The sequence below is a fragment of the Streptomyces sp. NPDC027672 genome, assembly GCF_055566335.1.
In genome coordinates this window covers 337,289-355,426 of sequence record NZ_JBVHSO010000004.1, presented here as the reverse complement: position 1 = coordinate 355,426, position 18,138 = coordinate 337,289, and the positions used below count along the sequence as shown (strand labels likewise).

General features: G+C 74.2%; 11 protein-coding genes. 10 read left to right on the top strand and 1 reads right to left on the bottom strand.

The window, feature by feature from the left end; genetic code table 11:
* The first annotated feature begins 3 nt into the window (after positions 1 to 3).
* The 10 genes from ACZ4SV_RS12695 (at position 4) to ACZ4SV_RS12650 (ending at position 14,437) form a co-directional block, all read left to right on the top strand.
* A complete protein-coding gene (locus tag ACZ4SV_RS12695; protein WP_468003823.1) occupies positions 4 to 1,368 on the top strand; it encodes a glutamine synthetase family protein in 1,365 nt (454 codons plus the stop codon).
* 17 nt (positions 1,369 to 1,385) lie between these two features.
* The gene (locus ACZ4SV_RS12690) at positions 1,386 to 2,468 is read left to right on the top strand and encodes an aminotransferase class I/II-fold pyridoxal phosphate-dependent enzyme (RefSeq protein WP_468003821.1); all 1,083 of its coding nucleotides are present in this window, start codon (positions 1,386 to 1,388) and stop codon (positions 2,466 to 2,468) included.
* A gap of 361 nt (positions 2,469 to 2,829) precedes the next feature.
* Positions 2,830 to 3,591, top strand: a complete 762-nt coding sequence (locus tag ACZ4SV_RS12685) for a metallophosphoesterase family protein (protein ID WP_468003819.1) — start codon at positions 2,830 to 2,832, stop codon at positions 3,589 to 3,591.
* A gap of 72 nt (positions 3,592 to 3,663) precedes the next feature.
* The gene (locus tag ACZ4SV_RS12680) at positions 3,664 to 4,503 is read left to right on the top strand and encodes a 2OG-Fe(II)-dependent halogenase WelO5 family protein (protein ID WP_468003817.1); all 840 of its coding nucleotides are present in this window, start codon (positions 3,664 to 3,666) and stop codon (positions 4,501 to 4,503) included.
* A gap of 82 nt (positions 4,504 to 4,585) precedes the next feature.
* A complete protein-coding gene (locus ACZ4SV_RS12675; RefSeq protein WP_397969669.1) occupies positions 4,586 to 5,398 on the top strand; it encodes a phytanoyl-CoA dioxygenase family protein in 813 nt (270 codons plus the stop codon).
* Positions 5,395 to 6,519: a zinc-binding dehydrogenase gene (locus ACZ4SV_RS12670; protein WP_468003814.1), complete on the top strand. Its 1,125-nt coding sequence runs from the start codon at positions 5,395 to 5,397 to the stop codon at positions 6,517 to 6,519. Before ACZ4SV_RS12675 ends, ACZ4SV_RS12670 begins: the two co-directional genes overlap by 4 nt.
* Before the next feature lie 188 nt (positions 6,520 to 6,707).
* Positions 6,708 to 7,820, top strand: a complete 1,113-nt coding sequence (locus tag ACZ4SV_RS12665; RefSeq protein WP_468003812.1) for a DNA glycosylase AlkZ-like family protein — start codon at positions 6,708 to 6,710, stop codon at positions 7,818 to 7,820.
* 187 nt (positions 7,821 to 8,007) lie between these two features.
* Positions 8,008 to 9,279: an MFS transporter gene (locus ACZ4SV_RS12660; protein ID WP_468003810.1), complete on the top strand. Its 1,272-nt coding sequence runs from the start codon at positions 8,008 to 8,010 to the stop codon at positions 9,277 to 9,279.
* Positions 9,280 to 9,317: 38 nt separating this feature from the next.
* Positions 9,318 to 12,893: a condensation domain-containing protein gene (locus tag ACZ4SV_RS12655; protein ID WP_468003808.1), complete on the top strand. Its 3,576-nt coding sequence runs from the start codon at positions 9,318 to 9,320 to the stop codon at positions 12,891 to 12,893.
* Positions 12,890 to 14,437 carry an amino acid adenylation domain-containing protein gene (locus ACZ4SV_RS12650; RefSeq protein WP_468003806.1) on the top strand — a complete coding sequence of 516 codons (1,548 nt, stop codon included), beginning with the start codon at positions 12,890 to 12,892 and terminating at the stop codon, positions 14,435 to 14,437. Before ACZ4SV_RS12655 ends, ACZ4SV_RS12650 begins: the two co-directional genes overlap by 4 nt.
* Before the next feature lie 63 nt (positions 14,438 to 14,500).
* Here the strand turns inward: ACZ4SV_RS12650 and ACZ4SV_RS12645 are convergent, their stop codons facing one another.
* Positions 14,501 to 18,049 carry a condensation domain-containing protein gene (locus ACZ4SV_RS12645; RefSeq protein ID WP_468003804.1) on the bottom strand — a complete coding sequence of 1,183 codons (3,549 nt, stop codon included), beginning with the start codon at positions 18,047 to 18,049 and terminating at the stop codon, positions 14,501 to 14,503.
* Positions 18,050 to 18,138 lie beyond the last annotated feature (89 nt).

Sequence of the window (18,138 nt, the reverse complement as noted above, 5' to 3'; positions counted from 1 at the left end):
TCCGTGGCAGACCGCACACCGCCGCTGTCCGTGGACGAACTGACGCGGCTCGTCGCGTCGGGCGCCATCGACACCGTCGTCCTCGCCTTTCCCGACATGCAGGGCAGGCTCCAGGGCAAGCGCTTCTCGGCCCGTTTCTTCCTCGACGAAGTCCTCGGCCACGGCACCGAGGCCTGCGACTACCTGCTGGCCGTCGACGCCGACATGAACACCGTCGACGGCTACGCGACCTCGTCCTGGGAGCAGGGCTACGGCGATTTCGTCGTACGCACCGACCCCGCCACCCTCCGCCTCACCCCCTGGCACGAGGGCACCGCCCTCGCCCTCGCCGACCTCGTCCGGCACGACGGCGACCCGGTCGCCGTCTCCCCCCGGCAGATCCTGCGCCGCCAGCTCGACCGGCTCGCCGAGCGCGGCTGGAGCGCGTACGTCGGAACCGAACTGGAGTTCCTGCTCTTCAACAACACCTACGAGGACGCCTGGCGCGGCGCCTACCGCGGCCTGGAACCGGCCAACCAGTACAACGTCGACTACTCCATCCTCGGCACCAGCCGGGTCGAGCCGCTGCTGCGCCGCATCCGCAACCAGATGAGCGCCGCCGGACTCACCGTGGAGTCCGTCAAGGGCGAGTGCAACCTCGGCCAGCACGAGATCGCCTTCCGCTACGACGAGGCCCTCGTCACCTGCGACCAGCACGCGATCTACAAGACCGGGGCCAAGGAGATCGCCGCCCAGCAGGGCTCCGCGCTCACCTTCATGGCCAAGTACGACGAGCGCGAGGGGAACTCCTGTCACATCCACCTCTCGCTGCGCGACGAACAGGGCCGGCCCGTCTTCGCCGACGAGGACGGCGGCATGTCCCCGGTCATGCGCCACTTCCTCGCCGGACAGCTGGCCGGGCTGCGGGAGTTCTCGCTGTTCTACGCCCCGCACATCAACTCGTACAAGCGCTACCGGCCCGGTTCCTTCGCGCCGACGGCCGTCGCCTGGGGACACGACAACCGCACCTGCGCCCTGCGCGTCGTCGGCCGCGGCGCCGGTCTGCGCGTCGAGAACCGCGTGCCCGGCGGCGACGTCAACCCCTACCTGGCCGTCGCCGCCATGATCGCGGCCGGTCTGCACGGGGTCGACCAGCGGCTCGAACTGCCCGAGCCGTGCGCCGGCAACGCCTACGCGGACCCCGGCATCCCGCGCGTCCCCGCCTCGCTGCGCGACGCGGCCGCCCTGTGGCACTCCGGCGAGCTGGCCAAGGACGCGTTCGGCGAGGACGTCGTCGACCACTACCTGAACATGGCGCGCGTCGAGCAGGACGCCTTCGACACCGCCGTGACGGACTGGGAGCGCTTCCGGTCCTTCGAACGCATGTGACCCCTGAGGAGCTTCCGTTGACACCGCCGATGAAGATCACCGAGTTGCAGGGCGGGGATCTGCGCACCCTTTCCGGTTCCATCCATCTGGATCTGAGCACCTGCGTCAACCGCTACGGCCCCCCGCCGGCCGTGGAGGCCGTCCTGCGGTCCGTCGACCCCCGCGAGATCCTGGCCCACCCCTACGGCATGGAGGAACGGTTCGTCGACGCGTACGCCACGTTCCTCGGGGTCGCGCCCGAGCACCTGGTCCCGGGGCGCGGCATCACCGAGTTCATCCGCGTCCTGGCCCAGTTGCTGCCGACCTCCGAGGTCGCCGTCATCACCCCCGACTACACCGACACCATCCGGTGGTTCCCCGTGCACGAGGGACCGCTGCCGGGCGTCACGGAGACCGCCCAGTCCCGGCTGGACCGCGTCGCGTCGGCCATGGCCAGATACCCGTACGTGTTCTTCTCCAACCCCAACAACCCCCTGGGGCTGTACCTGCACCGCGACCACCTGACCGACCTCTGCCGCGCGCACCCGGACTCCGTCCTCATCGTCGACGAGGCGTACATCGACTTCATGGCGGAGCACCGCGAACTGTCCATGGTCCACGCCGGCCTGGACAACGTCGTCGTCCTGCGCTCGCCCAACAAGCTGCTGGGCGTGGCCGGCACGCGCACCGGAGCGCTGTGGACCCGCAACACGGAGCTGCGCAGGCGGGTGGCCGAACGCAAGATCAACTGGACGCTGTCCTACCTGGACGCCGCCGTCGTCACCGCCTCGCTGTCCGACACCGACTGGATCGACCGGACCCGGCTGGCCCTCCTGGACAGCGCCGACCGCCTGGAAGGTCTGCTCAGCGCCCGCTTCCCCGGCACCATCACCGGGGTCCCGGTGCACTACCGGTTCGTCGAGAGCGACGAACCGGGGGAGATCCACCGGCTGTTCGCCGAGTCCGGCATCGCGGTGCGCGCCTTCGACGGGACCGAGCCCGGCCGCGTCTCCGGGGTGCGGATCACCGCCCCCACCCACGAGGAGCTGACCGCGCTGCCGGCCGTACTGCGGGAGGCGGCGGCCGACAGCGACGCGAAGGCGGCCGTCCCGGCCGGCTGACCGCGACAACGCGACAACGCGACAACGCGCCAACGCGAGAACACGGGGCCGGGCCGGAGCGCCGGACCCGTATGGAAAGACCCAGGGCCTGTCCGGCGAGCCGCCGGACGGGCCCTCGTGGTGTTCCCCCTCCGGGGCCCCGGCCCGCCCGGGAATTACGGAAGCAGACCCTCCGCCGCCACCCCCTTGAAAAGTCGTCGTTCGCCGGTACCTTGATACGGCGGTCGTCGGTGAGGGAAGGGGAATTCGGCCGAACACTGGCCTGATTCGGAGTGGCGGAGGTAGGTTGGACCGGGTGAGGCCCTCCGGGAACGTGTGGGCGATCAGCGACTTGCACGTGTCGTATGAAGAGAATTCCGAGTTGGTCCTCCGGCTCCGGCCGGAGCGCGACGACGACTGGTTGATCATCGCGGGGGACGTCGGTGAAACCGTGGAGCAGCTGGAATGGACTCTGGACGAGCTGGGCCGGCATTTCCCGACACTGGTATGGGTCCCGGGAAATCACGAACTGTGGACCACGCGTGACGACCCCGACCCGGCGCGCGGGGACGCCCGGTACCGACGGCTCGTAGAGGTGTGCCGGCGCCGCGGGGTGTTCACCCCGCAGGACCCGTTCCCGGTGTGGGAGCGGGACGGGGAGCGGGTGGTCGTGGCGCCGCTGTTCCTGCTGTACGACTACACCTTCCTGCCCAGGGGAGCGCGCACGCCCGAGGAGGGGCTGGCCGCCGCCCGGGCGGCCGGTGTGGTCTGCACCGACGAGTACCTCCTGCATCCCGACCCCTACCCGAGCAGGGCCGAGTGGTGCGCGGCCCGGCTCGCCGAGACCAGGCCGAAGCTGGCCGCGCTCGGCGGCAGCCGCACGGTCCTGGTGAACCACTGGCCCCTCGTCAGGCAGTCCACCCGCGTGCTGCGCCACCCGGAGTTCGCCCAGTGGTGCGGCACCGAGGCGACCGCCGGCTGGCACCGGGAATTCCGGGCCGAGGCGGTGGTGTACGGGCATCTGCATCTGCCCCGCACCACCGTGTACGACGGCGTGAGATTCGAGGAGGTGTCGGTCGGTTATCCGCAGGAGTGGCGGCGGCAGACTTTCCGCCGCCCGGGGTGGCTGAGGAAAATACTGTAGTCCCGGCGAAGTCCGGGGATCGGCCGGGTGCACGGCCGGGGAATAAGAGTCATTCGCTTCGGGGAGGGTGCGATGATGGACGGGACAGTGACGGATTCCGCGCTCGAAGACGTCAGCACGAACGGCTCGCCTATTTACACGTTGTTCGATGTGGAGACGACCGACACCCTCACCAGGGACCATATTCTGCGTCTCGCCGCGGGTGTGGTCGGCGCGGTCCGCGTCCGGGGCTTCTCCTCGCTCCAGGACTGCCGGGACGTCATGTCCGCGCTGGAGACCTGCCCGCTCGGAGCGTACGACGAGGCCTTGATTCACCCCCGGATCGCCAAGCTGGGTCCGGCCGCCTACGACTTCTACAGCGCGCACGGTCTGGACGAGCACTACTGGAAGCACGCCGAGGAGTCCGTGCGGACCCGGTCGGCGCTGCTGCGCGGCGGCGACCCGATGGACCTGGCGGCCGGCCGGCTGCGGGCGGCCTGGGGCGACGACCTGGTCCCCGCCACCTCCGGCGGACGCCCGATGTTCGCCGGGATGATCCGGGAGATCACCCACGGCGCCAAGATCCACTTCGACGAGGTGCTCCGGGAGTTCCCCGGCGCCCTGGACGAACCGCCCGCCAGCTTCCTGACCTTCAACTGGTACCTGTCCATGCCGGACGCCGGCGGCGAGACGGTCGTCCACCGCCACCGCTGGGACCCGGCCGACGAGCGCCACCGCGACGGGTACGGCTACGCGGAGGCGTCGGTGGCGCACCTGCCCGCGGCCGTCGTCGCCCCCGAGACCGGGGACGCGGTCCTGTTCGACTCCCGCAACTTCCACTCGGTGCGCCCGGTCGCCGGCGCGGGCCGGAGGGTCAGCCTCTCCTTCTTCCTGGGCGTCACGGGCCGCGGCCCGCTCGCGATCTGGTCCTGAACCGCCGCCTGGCGCGGCGTCCGACTTCTCTGTCCGGTGGGGCGGTGCCTCGCGGGACCACCACCACGTCCAGGGGGGACGCATGCAACTGAACGACGAACAGGTCCGCCGGTACCGGGAGAGAGGCTTTCTGCTCGTCGAGTCGGTGTTCCAGGCGGCGGAACTCGACGCGCTGCGGGCGGCGTTCGACCGCGACAGCCGGATCCCGGGGGACCAGCGCATCCTGGAGGAGCGCGGCGACACCGTGCGCGCGGTCTACAGCTCGCACCTGCGCCAGCCCGAGTTCGCCGCCCTGGTCCGCACCGGCCGGCTGCTCGCACCGGTGCGCCGGCTGCTGGGACGGGACGTGTACCTCTTCCAGTTCAAGGTGAACGCCAAGCCGCCGTTCACCGGCGAACAGTGGGCCTGGCACCAGGACTTCCTGGCCTGGCGGCTCGCGGACAACCTGCCCGAGCCGCGGCTGGTCAACGTCGGCGTGTTCCTGGACGACGTCACCGAGTTCAACGGCCCCGTCATCTTCGTGCCCGGCTCGCACCGGGCCGGGCTGGTGGGCGACGGCCAACGGCGCGCCACGAAGTCCGCGCAGCATCTCGACCCCGACGACATCAGCCTCACGCCCGCGCAGCTCGCCGGCCTGGTGCGCGGGGGCGGCATGGAGAGCCCCAAGGGCCCGGCCGGGTCGGTGGTCTTCTTCGACCCCGAGATCGTGCACGGCTCCGCGCCGAACATGTCACCCTTCCCGCGCAAGCTGCTGATCGCGACCTACAACGCGGTCGGCAACGAACCCCGGCCGGTGGGCGAACCCCGGCCCGACTACCTGATCTGCCGCGACAACCGGCCGCTGCGGGTCAGCGACGAACCCCTGGTGGGCGCAGGCCGAGGAGGCGACGGATGACGGCGGTGCGGACGGACGGCGGGACCACGGCCCGCGCGGTGGTCCTGGAGCGCTTCGGCGAACCGCTGGCGCTCAGACGGTTCGAGGTGCCGCCCGCGCCGCCCGGCGGGCTGGTGGTGGCGAGCCGCTGGGCCGGGATCTGCGGCACCGATCTCCACCTCCGCCAGGGGCACCTGCCCATCCCCACCCCGCTGGTCCTCGGCCACGAGGGCCTGGGCACCGTGACGGAACTCGGCCCGGGAACGGAGCGCGACGCGAACGGCGACCCGCTCTCGGTCGGGGACCTGGTGATGTGGGCGTCCTCCATCGCCTGCGGGGAGTGCGTCCCGTGCCGTACCCACCGCGAACCGACCCTGTGCGAGAACCGGCGGACCTACGGCGTCAACCGGCCGGTCACGGACGATCCCGCGCTGGCCGGGTCCTGGGCCGAGCGGATCGTGCTCCAGCCGCGCACCACCGTGGTCCGGCTGCCCGCCGGGGTCGACCCGCTCGCCGCGATGTCCTTCGCCTGCGCCGGACCGACCATGGTGCACGCGCTGTACGAGCGCAGGCCGGTGCGGCTGGGCGAGACCGTCGTGGTCCAGGGCAGCGGGCCGGTCGGCCTGGCCGCCGCCGCGCTGGCCCAGCTTGCCGGCGCCGGACGGGTGATCCTGGCCGGCGGTCCCGAGCGGCGGCTCGCGGTCGCGGCCGCGTCCCGCATCGCCGATCACCACGTCGACGTGGCCGGCGCCGCCGACCCCGCCGCCGCCCTGGCCCGGGTGCGGGAACTGACCGGCGGCCGGGGCGCCGACCTGGTGGTGGAGTGCACCGGGGTGCCGGCGGCGGTCGACCAGGGCCTGCGGCTGTGCCGGCGCGGCGGGTCGTACCTGGTGGTCGGCCAGTACACGGACAGCGGGGACACCCTCGTCAACCCGCACCAGATCGTGCACCGGCAGCTCGACGTGGTCGGCTCCTGGGCCTTCAGCGGGGCGCACCTGGTGGAGTACGTACGGCTGCTGCCCGCGCTGGTCCGGCGGTTCGACCTGGCCGGCCTGGTCACCACCTTCGCGCTCGCCGAACACGATGCGGCGCTGGACGCGGTCGCGCGTGGTTCCGTCCTGAAAGCGGTCCTCGTCAGCTAGGCTGTCGCGCATCCCTTTGCGCCAACTGCCGTGCGTGGCAAGGGCATTGGATTATCACGTCCCGCGTGGCGGCCGGTCCGGCGAGCGGGCACGGGGCCCCGGGCGGCCCGCCCGCGCGGCCCCGCGTCCGGCGCCCGGGGACGGCCCGCCGGGACAGTCGCCTTCCGAAAGTCAGCGAGGAGTACGTCATGAAGGTCAGCTGGGATCAGGTGCTGGCGTGGCGGCTGCGGCGGCAGTTCCTGGAACCGCTCGCCGATCCCGGCCCGGCCGAGGTGGTCGGCCGGCTGTGCGGGGTGCAGGCCCAGGTGACCTCCTCCGCCGAGCTGGCGATCGCCCTGCGCCGCGCGAGCGCGGACACCGGCCCGCTGGCGGCGGCGCTGCGCGAGGGCGCCCTGATGAAGACCTGGGTGATGCGCGGCACCCTGCACTGGGTCACCCCGGCCCAGGGCGCCGACTTCCTCTCGCTGCTCGCCTCCGCGCGGACCTGGGAGAAACCGGCCTGGACCCGGGAGTTCGGCGCGACACCGGAGCAGGTCGCCGCGCTGGCGGAGAAGGTCCCCGAGATCCTCGACGGGACCGAGCTGTCCCGGGAGGACCTGGCCGCCGAGCTGATCCGGGACAAGCGGTTCGCCGGGATGGAGAAGCAGCTCAAGTCCGGCTGGGGGGCCCTGCTGAAGCCGCTGGCCTGGCAGGGCGCGCTCTGCTATGGCTCCGGCCAGGGCGGGCGGATCACCTTCACCAGCCCCCGTACCCGCGTGGCCGGCTGGAAGGGGCTGCCCGACCCGGCCGAGGCCGGCCCCCGGGCGCTGGCCGCCTACCTCGGCGCCTACGGACCCGCCCGGCCGGAGACGTTCGACGCCTGGCTCTCCCGGGGCAGCCTGCGCAAGACCGTGCTGCGCGCCTTCGTGGACGGACTCGGCGACCGGCTCACCGAGGTGGAGGTGGAGGGCCGGCCCGCGTACGTGCTCACCGAGCACGCCGAGGAGCTGGCCGGCACCGAGCCGGCCCGCTCGGTGCACCTCCTCGGCGGGTTCGACCAGTACATCCTCGGGCCCGGCACCAAGGCCGAGGAGATCCTGCCCGCCGCGCACCGGGCCAAGGTCAGCAAGACCGCCGGCTGGATCTCCCCCCTGGTGGTCGTGGGCGGGCGCGTCACCGGCGTCTGGGAGGTCACGGACCGGCAGCTCGCCGTGACCCTGTTCCCCGGCGCCTCCGCCCCGGCCCGCGAGGACCTCGACGCCGCGGCGGACCGGGTCGCCCGGGCCGCCGGTCTCGGCTCCCTGACGGTACGGGTGTCCTAGGCGCGGCACCGCGCCGGCCGACCGTCCGGCACCCGGCCGTCCGACACTGGGCCGGCCGGTACGCGGCCGGTGCTACCGGCGTAGCGGTGCCGCGGGCGGCCGGTCCGGCCGGCGTACCGGCACCGCGGCCGGACCCCGCGCATCCCCGCACCGCGTCCGACAGCTCTAGAGAGGTTGGGTAGACCCCATGGTTGGCAAGACCAGATCGGTGCTGTTCCGCAACCGGGACTTCGCCCTGCTGTGGTCCGGCGAGACGGTGAGCCTGCTGGGCAGCGAGATCAGCATCATCGCCCTCCCGTCGCTGGCGGTTCTCGTGTTCGGCGAAGGGGCGCTGGGCGTCGGCCTGCTGGTCGCGCTCCAGTGGATACCCTTCGTCCTCCTCGCTCCGCTGATGGGCGTGTACACCGACCGGCTGCGCCGCCGGCCCCTGATGCACCTGGCCAACATCGGGCGGTTCGTCACCCTCGGCTCGCTGCCGCTGCTGGCCGCCCTGGACCACCTGACCCTGACCCACCTCTATGTGGTGGCCGTGGTCAAGGGCGTCTTCGACGTCGTCTACCAGCTCGCCTACCAGGCGTACCTGCCGCAGCTCCTGGAGCGCCAGGACCTGGCGGACGCCAACGCCAAGACCCAGCTCAGCCGGTCGCTGTCGATCGTCTTCGGGCGTTCCGCGGGCGGCGCGCTGGTCGCCGGGATCGGCGCGGCCAAGGCCGTGACGGCGGACGCCCTGTCCTATCTGCTCTCCAGCCTCGCCCTGCTGTCGATCCGCTCCCCGGAACCCGCCCCCGCGCCCGCCCGGCGCGGCCTCGCCGCCACCCTGGAGGACCTGCGCGGCGGGGTCCGGCTCACCTTCGACAACCGGCTGCTGCGCAACCTCACCCTGATGGCCGCCTTCGGCAACACCGCCGTGTCCATGGTCCTCGCCATGGTGATCGTCTTCGCCTACGACGACCTCGGGTTCAGCGCCGGCCAGGTCGGCCTCGCGCTCGGCGCGGGCGGCGTCGCCGTGGTGGCCGGTGCCGTCCTGTCCCGGCGGATCACCGCCGCGCTCGGCCTGGGCCGTTCGCTGATCTTCACCCACCTCGTGCTGGGCCTCGCCTTCGCCCTGCTCCCGGTCGCCGGCCAGGGCGGCAAGACCTTCGCCATCGTGGTGCTGATCGCCTCCCAGTGCGTCTCCTCCTTCACGGTGCCGATCGCCAACGTCGGCATCATGACCCTGATCCAGAAGTCGACCCCGCCGCAGGCGATGGGCCGGGTCGGCGGGGTCGCGCTGCCGTTCGTCTGGGGCGCCAACGCGCTCGGACCGCTCCTCGGCAGCGCGATCTCCGCGGCGGCGGGCACCCCCGCCACCTTCCTCGTGGCCACCGTGCTGGCGTGGGCCGCCACCGTGTGGATCGTGCTCGGCTCGGTGCACCGGCTCGCCGACGACGTGCCCGAGGAGCTTCGCGTCGCTGTCTGAGGCACCACCCCGACGACCTCTCGGAAGGAACGGCTGCCATGCGGGACCCACAGACCCACGACGACATCGAGGACAAGCGCGGACGGCTCGCCGCGCTGCTCGCCGCCTCCGCGGGGACGGAGGGCAACCGCACCGGCCCGGTCTCCTTCGCACAGCGCCGGCTGTGGATCCTCGACCGCCTGGTGCCCGGCAGCAGCGCCTACAACGTCCCGATCGTGCTGCGCAGCCGTACGGCACCCGACCCGGAGGCGTTCGGCCGGGCGCTGGCGGAGGTGATCCGGCGCCACGAGGTGCTGCGGACCGTCTTCGCCGGCACCGACGGCGTCCCCGTGCAGCGGGTCCGTCCGCCGTACCGGCCGCGGATCGAGGTGCGCGACGTCGCCGCCGGGCCGGACCCGGCCGCCCGCGCCGACGCCCTCGTCCGCGACTTCGTACGGCAGCCCTTCGACCTGGCCGCCGGACCGCTGCTGCGGGTGCTGCTGGTCCGGGCCGGCGACCAGGACCACCTGATCGCGCTGACCGTGCACCACATCGTCTGCGACGGCTGGTCGATCGTCACCCTCTTCCGCGAGCTGGACGCCCTCTACCGGCAGGAACGCACCGGCGAACCGGCCGGCCTGGCACCGGTGGAACGGCAGTACCTGGACTTCGCCCGGTGGCAGCGGGCCCGGCTCTCCGGCGAACGGCTCCAGGAGCTGAACGGCTACTGGCGCGAGCGGCTGGACGGCGCGCCCGGTCTGCTGCAACTGCCGCTGGACGCTGCCCGCCCGGTGCACCACCGGGCCAACGGCGGTGTACGGGAGTTCCGGTTCGCGCCCGGACTGCGCGAACGGGTCCTGGAGTTCGCCGCCCGGGAGAAGACCACCCCGTTCGTCGTGGTGCTGGCCGCGTTCGCCGCGCTGCTGCAACGCTTCACCGGCCAGGACGACATCGTCGTGGGCGTCCCCGCCGCCGGGCAGACGCACGGCGGCCTCCAGGACATGGTCGGCTTCTTCGTCAACACCCTCGTCATGCGGCTCGACCTGACCGGGGAGCCGGGCCTGCGCGAGGCGGCCGCCCGGGCGCGGGAGACCGCCGTCGGCGCGGTCGCCCACCAGGACATGCCGTTCGAGAAACTCGTGGTCGAACTCCAGCCCGACCGCAATCCCACGGTCACCCCCGTCTTCCAGGTGCTGTTCAACTTCCAGACCGCCTCCGACGAGCGGGTACGGCTGCCCGGACTCGACGCCGACCTGGTGCCCTTCGACACCGGGATCGTCCGCTTCGACCTGGAGTTCAACGTCTTCGTCGGCGAGCGCGAGATGGGCGGCACCTGGCTGTACAACCGCGACCTGTTCCCGGCCGCGGCCGTCGACCGGCTCGCGGCCCTGCTGGAGCGGCTGCTCACCGCCGCCGTCGCCGCCCCCGACACCCCGCTCACCGCGCTCGACCTGTTCCGCCCCGAGGACCTCGCGGAACTCCGGCGCGTCGGCGGCGCCGCCGAGCCGCTCACCGGCGTACCCGCCCCGCGCCGCCCGGCCGCCACCGCCGTACGGATAGGCGGCGGCGACCGCACCGGATCGCTGCCGCCGCTGCCCGACCCGGCCGCGGACCCCGCCCTGCGGCACGCGGTGGACCGCCGCCGGCGCGCCTTCGACCTGCCTCCCGGAGCACCGGTGCTCATCGCCGCGGCCCCCGGCGAGATCGCTCCGGACGAGGCCCTGTGGGTCCTGGAGGCGGGCGGTGAACTACTCGTCCCCGAACCGGGACGCCCGCTGCGCGAGGCGGTGCTGCACGCCCTCGCCACCGAGGACGTCGACACCCTGCGGCTGGCCCCCGCCCTGCTCACCGAGGTGCTGCACGCCGTCGAGCACGGCGGCCTCGCGCTGAAGCCGCGCCGGATCGTGGTCGCCGACGAACCGCTCGCCCTCGCGCTCGAACGCCGCTGCCTGCGCCTGCTGCCCGGCACCGAACTGTGGACCGTCCACCGCGCCGAGGGCATCGGTGACATCGCCGCCCGGCGCTGCGCCGGCGACGCGCCCGCCGGACACGACCTGGCCGGCACCGTCGACCCGGCACTCGCGGTGCGGATCAGGGACGCGGCCGGACGGCTCGTCCCGGTCGGCGCGCCCGGCCGCGTCTGTGTCTCCCGCCGCGCCGACCTCGGCGACGAGACGCCCAGCGGCAGCCTCGGCCGGTTCCGCGAGGACGGCCTGCTGGAAGTGCTCGGCCCCGAGGACCGGCAGATCCACGTCCGCCAGGTCCGCGTCCCGCGCGGCGAGATCGAGGAGACGCTGACCGCGCACCGGGCGATCGGCGACGCCCGGGTGGTCACCGGCACCGCGCCCGACGGCTCCCCCCGGCTGACGGCCCACCTCACGCCCGCCGCCGGCGAGGCCGGGACCGGCACCGGCGAATGGGCCGACCTCGCCACCCTGCGCGACTCCGTGCGCGCCCACGCCCAGCGGGTGCTGCCCGGCGTGCTCGTGCCGCACGCCTACGTCTTCCACGCGGCGCTGCCCCTCACCGCGACGGGCACCGCGGACCGGGAGGCGCTCGGCGCGACCGCCCCGGCGGAGGAGAACCGGCCCCCGTACGTGGCACCGCGCGACGCCACCGAACGCCTGCTGGCCGACATCTGGCGCTCCGTGCTCGGCACCGGACGCGTCGGCGTCCACGACAACTTCTTCCTGCTCGGCGGTCACTCGCTGCTCGCCATCCAGCTGATGACCCGGCTGCGCCGGGCCACCCGGGTCGACCTGCCGGTGAGCGTGCTGTTCCGCTACCGGACCGTCGCCGACCTGGCGGCCCGGGTGAACAGCGTCGCGGGCGGCGCCGGGGCGGAGGGCAGCCTGGTGCGGATGCAGTCAGGGCCGGCGCCGCTTCCGGTGGTCGCCGTCCACCCGGCCGGCGGCGGGGTGTTCTGCTACGGGCCGCTCGCCACCGCGCTGACCCACCGCACGGTGTACGCGTTCGAGGGCCGGCATCCCGGCGAGTCGCTGACCGCCCTCGCCGAACGCTATCTGGAGCGGCTTGCGGCCGAACTGCCCGAGCGGAGCCCGTTCGCGCTGCTCGGCTGGTCCTTCGGCGGGGTCGTGGCGTTCGAGATGGCCCGGCTCCTCGCCGAGCGCGGCCGGCCCGTGCCGCCCCTGATCATGCTCGACTCCTTCCTGTTCGAAGGAGACGTCAACGACCCCCGGGCCGAGACCCGCATCCTGGAAGGCTATCTGGAGGGCGTGCGCGCCGACTTCGACCTGGACCTGCCGGTGTCGGCCCCCGACCGGCTGACGCCCCGGCGGGTCTTCGCGGACCTGCTGGAACGGCTCGGCGCGGACGCCCCCGAGGTCCTGGACCTGGAGGAGATGTCACGGCAGTACGCGGTGTACCGCTCGCACATCCTCAACCTGGCCGCCTACCGGCCGCCGGGGCCGCTGCCCGGCCCGGTGCACCTGATCAAGGCCGAGCGCTCTCCCGAACGGGTGGACACCTGGACGGAGTTCGCCCCGGGGCTGACCGTCGACCGGGTCGCCGGCGACCACTACTCCCTCATGCGCAACCCCGGTCTCGCGGCGGTGGCCGCCCGGGTCGAGTCCCTCCTCGCCGACGCCACGGCCGTAAGGGGTGAGCGGCGATGACCCGACGGACCGACGCGGCGACGGTGGTCGGCGCACTGGGCGAGGCGGCCGCCGCGCACGGCCGGGTCCCGGCGGTCGTGGACGGGGACCGGAGCCTCGACCACGCGACGCTGTGGCGGCAGGCGGGCCGGGTCGCCCGGCGGCTGCGGGCCCGCGGCGTGCGCAACGGCGACGTCGTCGCCCTGGCCGCCGACCGCAGCGCCGGGCTCCTGGTCGGGCTGGTCGGTGTCCTGCGGTCCGGCGCCACGGTGCTCCCGCTGGACGTCACCTATCCCCGGGCCCGGCTGATGATGATGCTCCAGGACAGCGGCGCCCGGATCGTCGTCGGGCACGAGCACACCGTCGGGCCGTTCGCCGGCGAGGGCCGGGAGTCGGTCGTCCTCGCCGACGCGCTGGCCGGCGAAGAGGTGCCCGCCGACGCGGAACTGCCCGAGCCGCACCCCGGGGACGGCTGCTACCTGCTCTACACCTCCGGCTCCACCGGAGGCCCCAAGGCCGTGCTCATGCCCCACGCCGGACTGGCCAACCTGGTCCGCTGGCAGGCCGGCGCCTCCGGGGTCGGACCGGGGTCGCGGACCCTGCAGTACGGCGCGATCTCCTTCGACGTGGCCCTCCAGGAGATCTTCTCCACGCTCGCCACCGGGGGCACGCTGGTCTGCGTCGACGAGGACACCCGCCGCAACCCGGTCCGCACCTGGGAACTGATGATCGAAACCGGGGTGGAACGCATCTTCCTGCCCTACGTCGGACTCCAGGCGCTGGTGATGGTCGCCGACGACGTGCCCGTCGAGCGGTCGGCGCTGCGCGAGATCATCCCCGGCGGCGAACAGCTCCAGTGCACGCGGGCCCTGCGGGAGCTGCTGCGCCGGCTGCCGGAGTGCCGGATCAGCAACCACTACGGCCCGGTCGAGACCCACGCGGTCACCTGCCATCCGCTGGAGGCCGACCCCGGGCGCTGGCTGTCCCTGCCCCCGATCGGCAAGCCGATCCCGGGCAACCGGGTGCATGTCCTGGACGAGGAGGGCCGCCCGGCCGCGGTCGGCGAGATCGGCGAACTGTACGTCGCGGGCGACCAGGTCTCCTACGGCTACTGGCGCCGGCCCGGCCTGACCGCCGAGCGCTTCCTGCCCTCCCCGGACGGCGACGGCGGGCGCGTGTACCGCACCGGCGACCTCGCGCGGCTGCGGCCCGACGGCTCGCTGGACTTCCTCGGGCGGGCCGACGACCAGGTCAAGATCCGCGGTTTCCGGGTGGAGCTGGCCGAGGTGGAGGCGGCGGTCAGCGACCATCCCGAGGTCGCCGCGTGCGGGGCCACCGTCGCCGGGGACGAGGGCATCGACCGGGTCCTGGTGGCCTTCGTCGTGCCCCGGCCCGGGTTCGACGCGGACGAGGTCCGCGCGGAGCTGCGCGGGAGGCTGCCCGGGCATCTGGTGCCCGAGGTGTTCCACACGGTCGACGCGCTGCCGCAACTGCCCAGCGGAAAGCTGGACCGGCGCGGCCTGCGGCTGCTGGCCGAACGGGAACCGACGGCCGGCCCCCGCTGACGGCCGGAGGAACCGGCGGGCGGACGCCACGCGTCCGTCCGCCGGTTCCTCCGTGTCCGGCCGTTACGCCGAGGGCGCCGGGCGGCCTGCCAGCGCGGACAGCCGGAGGGTCGGGTCGGCGGTGGCCGCGGTCAGCAGTGCGGTCAGGCGGCGCAGGTGGCGACGGCCGGTCTCGGGCTTCCACAGGCCCGTGTCCAGCTCCAGCATCACCTGGAACCCGTCCGCGCGGACGAGGCCGTGGAAGGAGAGGTCGTAGCGGGCGGTGCCGTGCGAGAGCAGCTCGTAGTCCACGCGGCAGCCGGGCAGGTCCACCGGCATCCAGCCGTCCAGCTGGAGTTCGCAGGTCACCTGGTAGAGCGGGTGCCGGTCGGCGGGGCGCTCGGCGCCGGCCGCCTCCAGGATCTCCGGGAACGGCAGCCGCTGGTGGTCGTAGGCCCGCAGCAGGCTTGCCCCGACCCGCTCCAGCAGCTCGGTGAAGCGGGGGTCTCCGGAGCAGTCCGCGCGGACCGGGACCACGTTGAGGAAGCAGCCCATCAGGTGTTCCGCGCCCCGCCGGCCCCGGTTCTCGGTCGGCACGCCGACCACCAGGTCCCCCGGGCCGTCGCCGAGGTGGTGCAGCAGGGCCACGACGGCCGTGAGGAAGACCGCGTACGGGGTGGTGCGCCGCTCGGCGGCCAGCGCGAGCACCGCGTCGGCGAGCGCGCGGGGCGCCGGGTGGGCGAGGAACTCACCGGTGTGCGAGGGCCGTTGTGGCCGCGGATGATCGGTCGGCAGCTCCAGCGCCGGCGCCCCGGCCAGCGCGCCCTGCCAGTACCGGCGCAGCCGGTCGCCCTCCGGGCCGGCCAGCATCTCCCGCTCCGAGGCGGCGAGTTCCGCGAAGTCCAGCTCGAGTTCCGGCAGGCCTGCGGTGTCCTGGCCGGTGCGCCGCCGGTAGTGGACGGACAGCTCGCGCATGAACACCGTCATCGACACCTCGTCGGTGACCAGGTGGTGGAAGAGCAGGTGCAGCACGTGCCGCCGCTCGTCGAGCCGGACCAGCCGCGAGCGCAGCAGGGGACCCGTGGACAGGTCGAAGCCGCCGTACGCGGTCTCCTCCTCCAGGGCCCGGTTGCGCGCCGCGCGCTCCTCGGCGGGCAGCGCCGACAGGTCGGTGACCGTGACCTCCGCTCCCCGGAACGGCAGGATGCGCTGCACGGGCTCGCCGTCGGCCTCGGTGAACACCCCGCGCAGCCCGTCCTGGCGGGCCACCACGTCCCCGACGGCGGCGCACAGCGCGGCGGCGTCCAGCGGCCCGTCGATGCGCAGCAGCAGCGGGATGGTGTGGGTCAGCCGGCCCGGGTCGAGCTGTTCCGCCAGCCATAGCTGGCGCTGGGCGGCCAGCAGCGGGACGGTCCGCTCGACGTCGGCGCGGGGCCGCGCGGCAGCGTCGCGCGCGCCGTCGGGACCGGCGGCCGGGTCCTGTTCGCCGAGCAGCCGCAGCATGTCCGCGAGCCGCGGCTCGCGGTGGTGCAGCTCCTCGGCCAGCAGCGCGGGCGTGGAGTTCTCGAACAGCACCCGCAGACCGATCTCGACGCCCAGGCTTTCCCGGAGGTTCGCGGCCAGCCGGGCGGCGAGCATCGACTGGCCGCCGAGGGCGAAGAAGTCGTCGTCCGGGCCGACCTTGGGCAGGCCCAGCGTCTCCGCCCACAGCTCGGCGACGACCGGGACCAGCACCTGCGCCGGGTGGCCGTCCGGGGCCGGGCCGCCGGGGGCGCCGGCCCGCTCCGGCGGGTCGAGGAGCCACAGTTCGCCCGCCGGACCGCGCCGCACGGTCAGCCCGGTCGGCTCCGTCCGGCCGTCGACGTCGAGCACGAGGGGCGCGGGGGCGCAGGCGGCCAGCGGGGCCGGCGGCGGGAGCGGGGTGCCGCCGACGGGCCGTACGGCCGGGAAGGTGCCGGACGGGCCGGTCAGGTCGACGGCGAGCAGGGCGGAGCAGCCCGCCGGGCGGACGAGGCGCAGGACGCGCGTGGCGCCGGCCGACCGCAGCCGGGAGACGTCGCCCGGGTCCAGCGGGCCGTCGACCAGCACGGTCCCGGCCTCGGGCAAGGTCTCCGGCCGGCCGGCGGGGCCGATGTGCACGGCCGCGACGGCGGCCCGGGCGCCGGGCGCGCCGGCCGCGGCCCCCGCCCGCCGGACCGCCGCCGTCAGCGCCCCGGCCTCGGCGAAAGCGGGGCCGGCGAGCACGGTGTCGGCGGGACCCAGCCCGAGCAGGCCGGCGAGGTCGGCGGCCGGGGCCTCGCCCGGCGGCGGGGAGGTCAGCGCCGGCCGTGAGGCGGGCCGGCCGGGGTCCGCCAGCCAGTCGGCGAGCAGCCGTTCGTAGTCGGCGGCCAGGGCGGCGACGCCGGCCTCGGTGTACAGGGCGGTGTCGTACTCCACCCACAGCCCGCACGTCTCCTCGGTCGCCTCCAGCTCCACGATGGTGTCGAACCGGCCCCGGGTCCGCTCCACCTCGACCGGCACCGCCGCGAGCCCCGCGAACTCGCCGGTGCCGACCGCGTCCACGAGCGGGATGAACAGATGCTGGATCAGCGGGGTCCGGCCGGGGTCGCGCGCGGGGCGGGCCAGGTCGAGGATGCGGCCGAAGGGCAGCCGGCCGTGTTCCACCGCGCCGGCCACCGCGCGGGCGCAGCGCTCGGTCAGGCGGTCCAGCGTCGGATCGCCGGACACGTCCAGGCGCAAGGGGAGGGTGTTGGCGAACTGGCCCACCAGACCGGCGGTCTGCGCGGAGGTCCGGTTCGCGGCGAGCACGCCCAGCACCAGGTCCTCGGCGCCGGTGGAGCGGGTGATCAGGGCGGCGAAGGCGGCCAGCGCGACCGAGTAGACCGTGGTGCGCCGTCCGGCCGCGTAGGCGTGCAGGGCGGGGGCCAGTTCCGGCGCGAACCGGAAGCGGGTGCGCCGGCCGGCCGTGCCCTTCACCCGGGGGCGGGGCCGGTCGGTCCGCAGGTCCAGGGCGGCGGGCGCGCCGTCCAGCGCGGAGCGCCAGTAGGGGCCGTCGGTCCGCTCGGCGGCGGGCAGCAGGTGCTCCCGCTCCCAGGCCGCGTAGTCGCCGTACTGGAGGTCCGGATCCGGTACGGCCGGTGTGCCCGGGCCGGCCGCGCAGTCCCGGCTCAGCTCGTCCCACATGATCCGTACGGCGGTGGCGTCGGCGACGAGGTGGTGCACGGCGAGGGCGAGGACCTGTGCCCCGGCGCCGAGGCGGACGAGCAGCAGCCGGAACAGCGAACCGGCGACCGGATCCATCTCCCGGGCCGCGAACGCGGCCAGGGCCGCGGTCAGCGCGTCCTCGCGCCCGGCGGCGGGCCGGCCGGACAGGTCCAGCACCTCCAGCGGCGGGTCCTCGGGTGCGGGGGACACCCACAGCGTGGTCGTGCCGTCCGCCGCCGTGACGGTGCGCGCGCGCAGGATCTCGTGGCGGCGCAGCAGCGCGAGGGCGGCCCGCCGCAGGTCCGCCACGTCCAGCGCGCCCGCCAGACGGACGGCGACGCACTCGCCCTGGGCGGTGCCGCCGGCGCCGGCGCTCACGAAGTGCTCCTGGATCGGCGCCAGCGGAATGCTGTAGCCCGCCTCCTGCATGGGACCCCCTGGTGTTCCGCGAATCACTGACATACCGTCAGTTACGTGAGAAATGAGGCTGGTTGAGCTGATGACAGAACAAAAGCCGC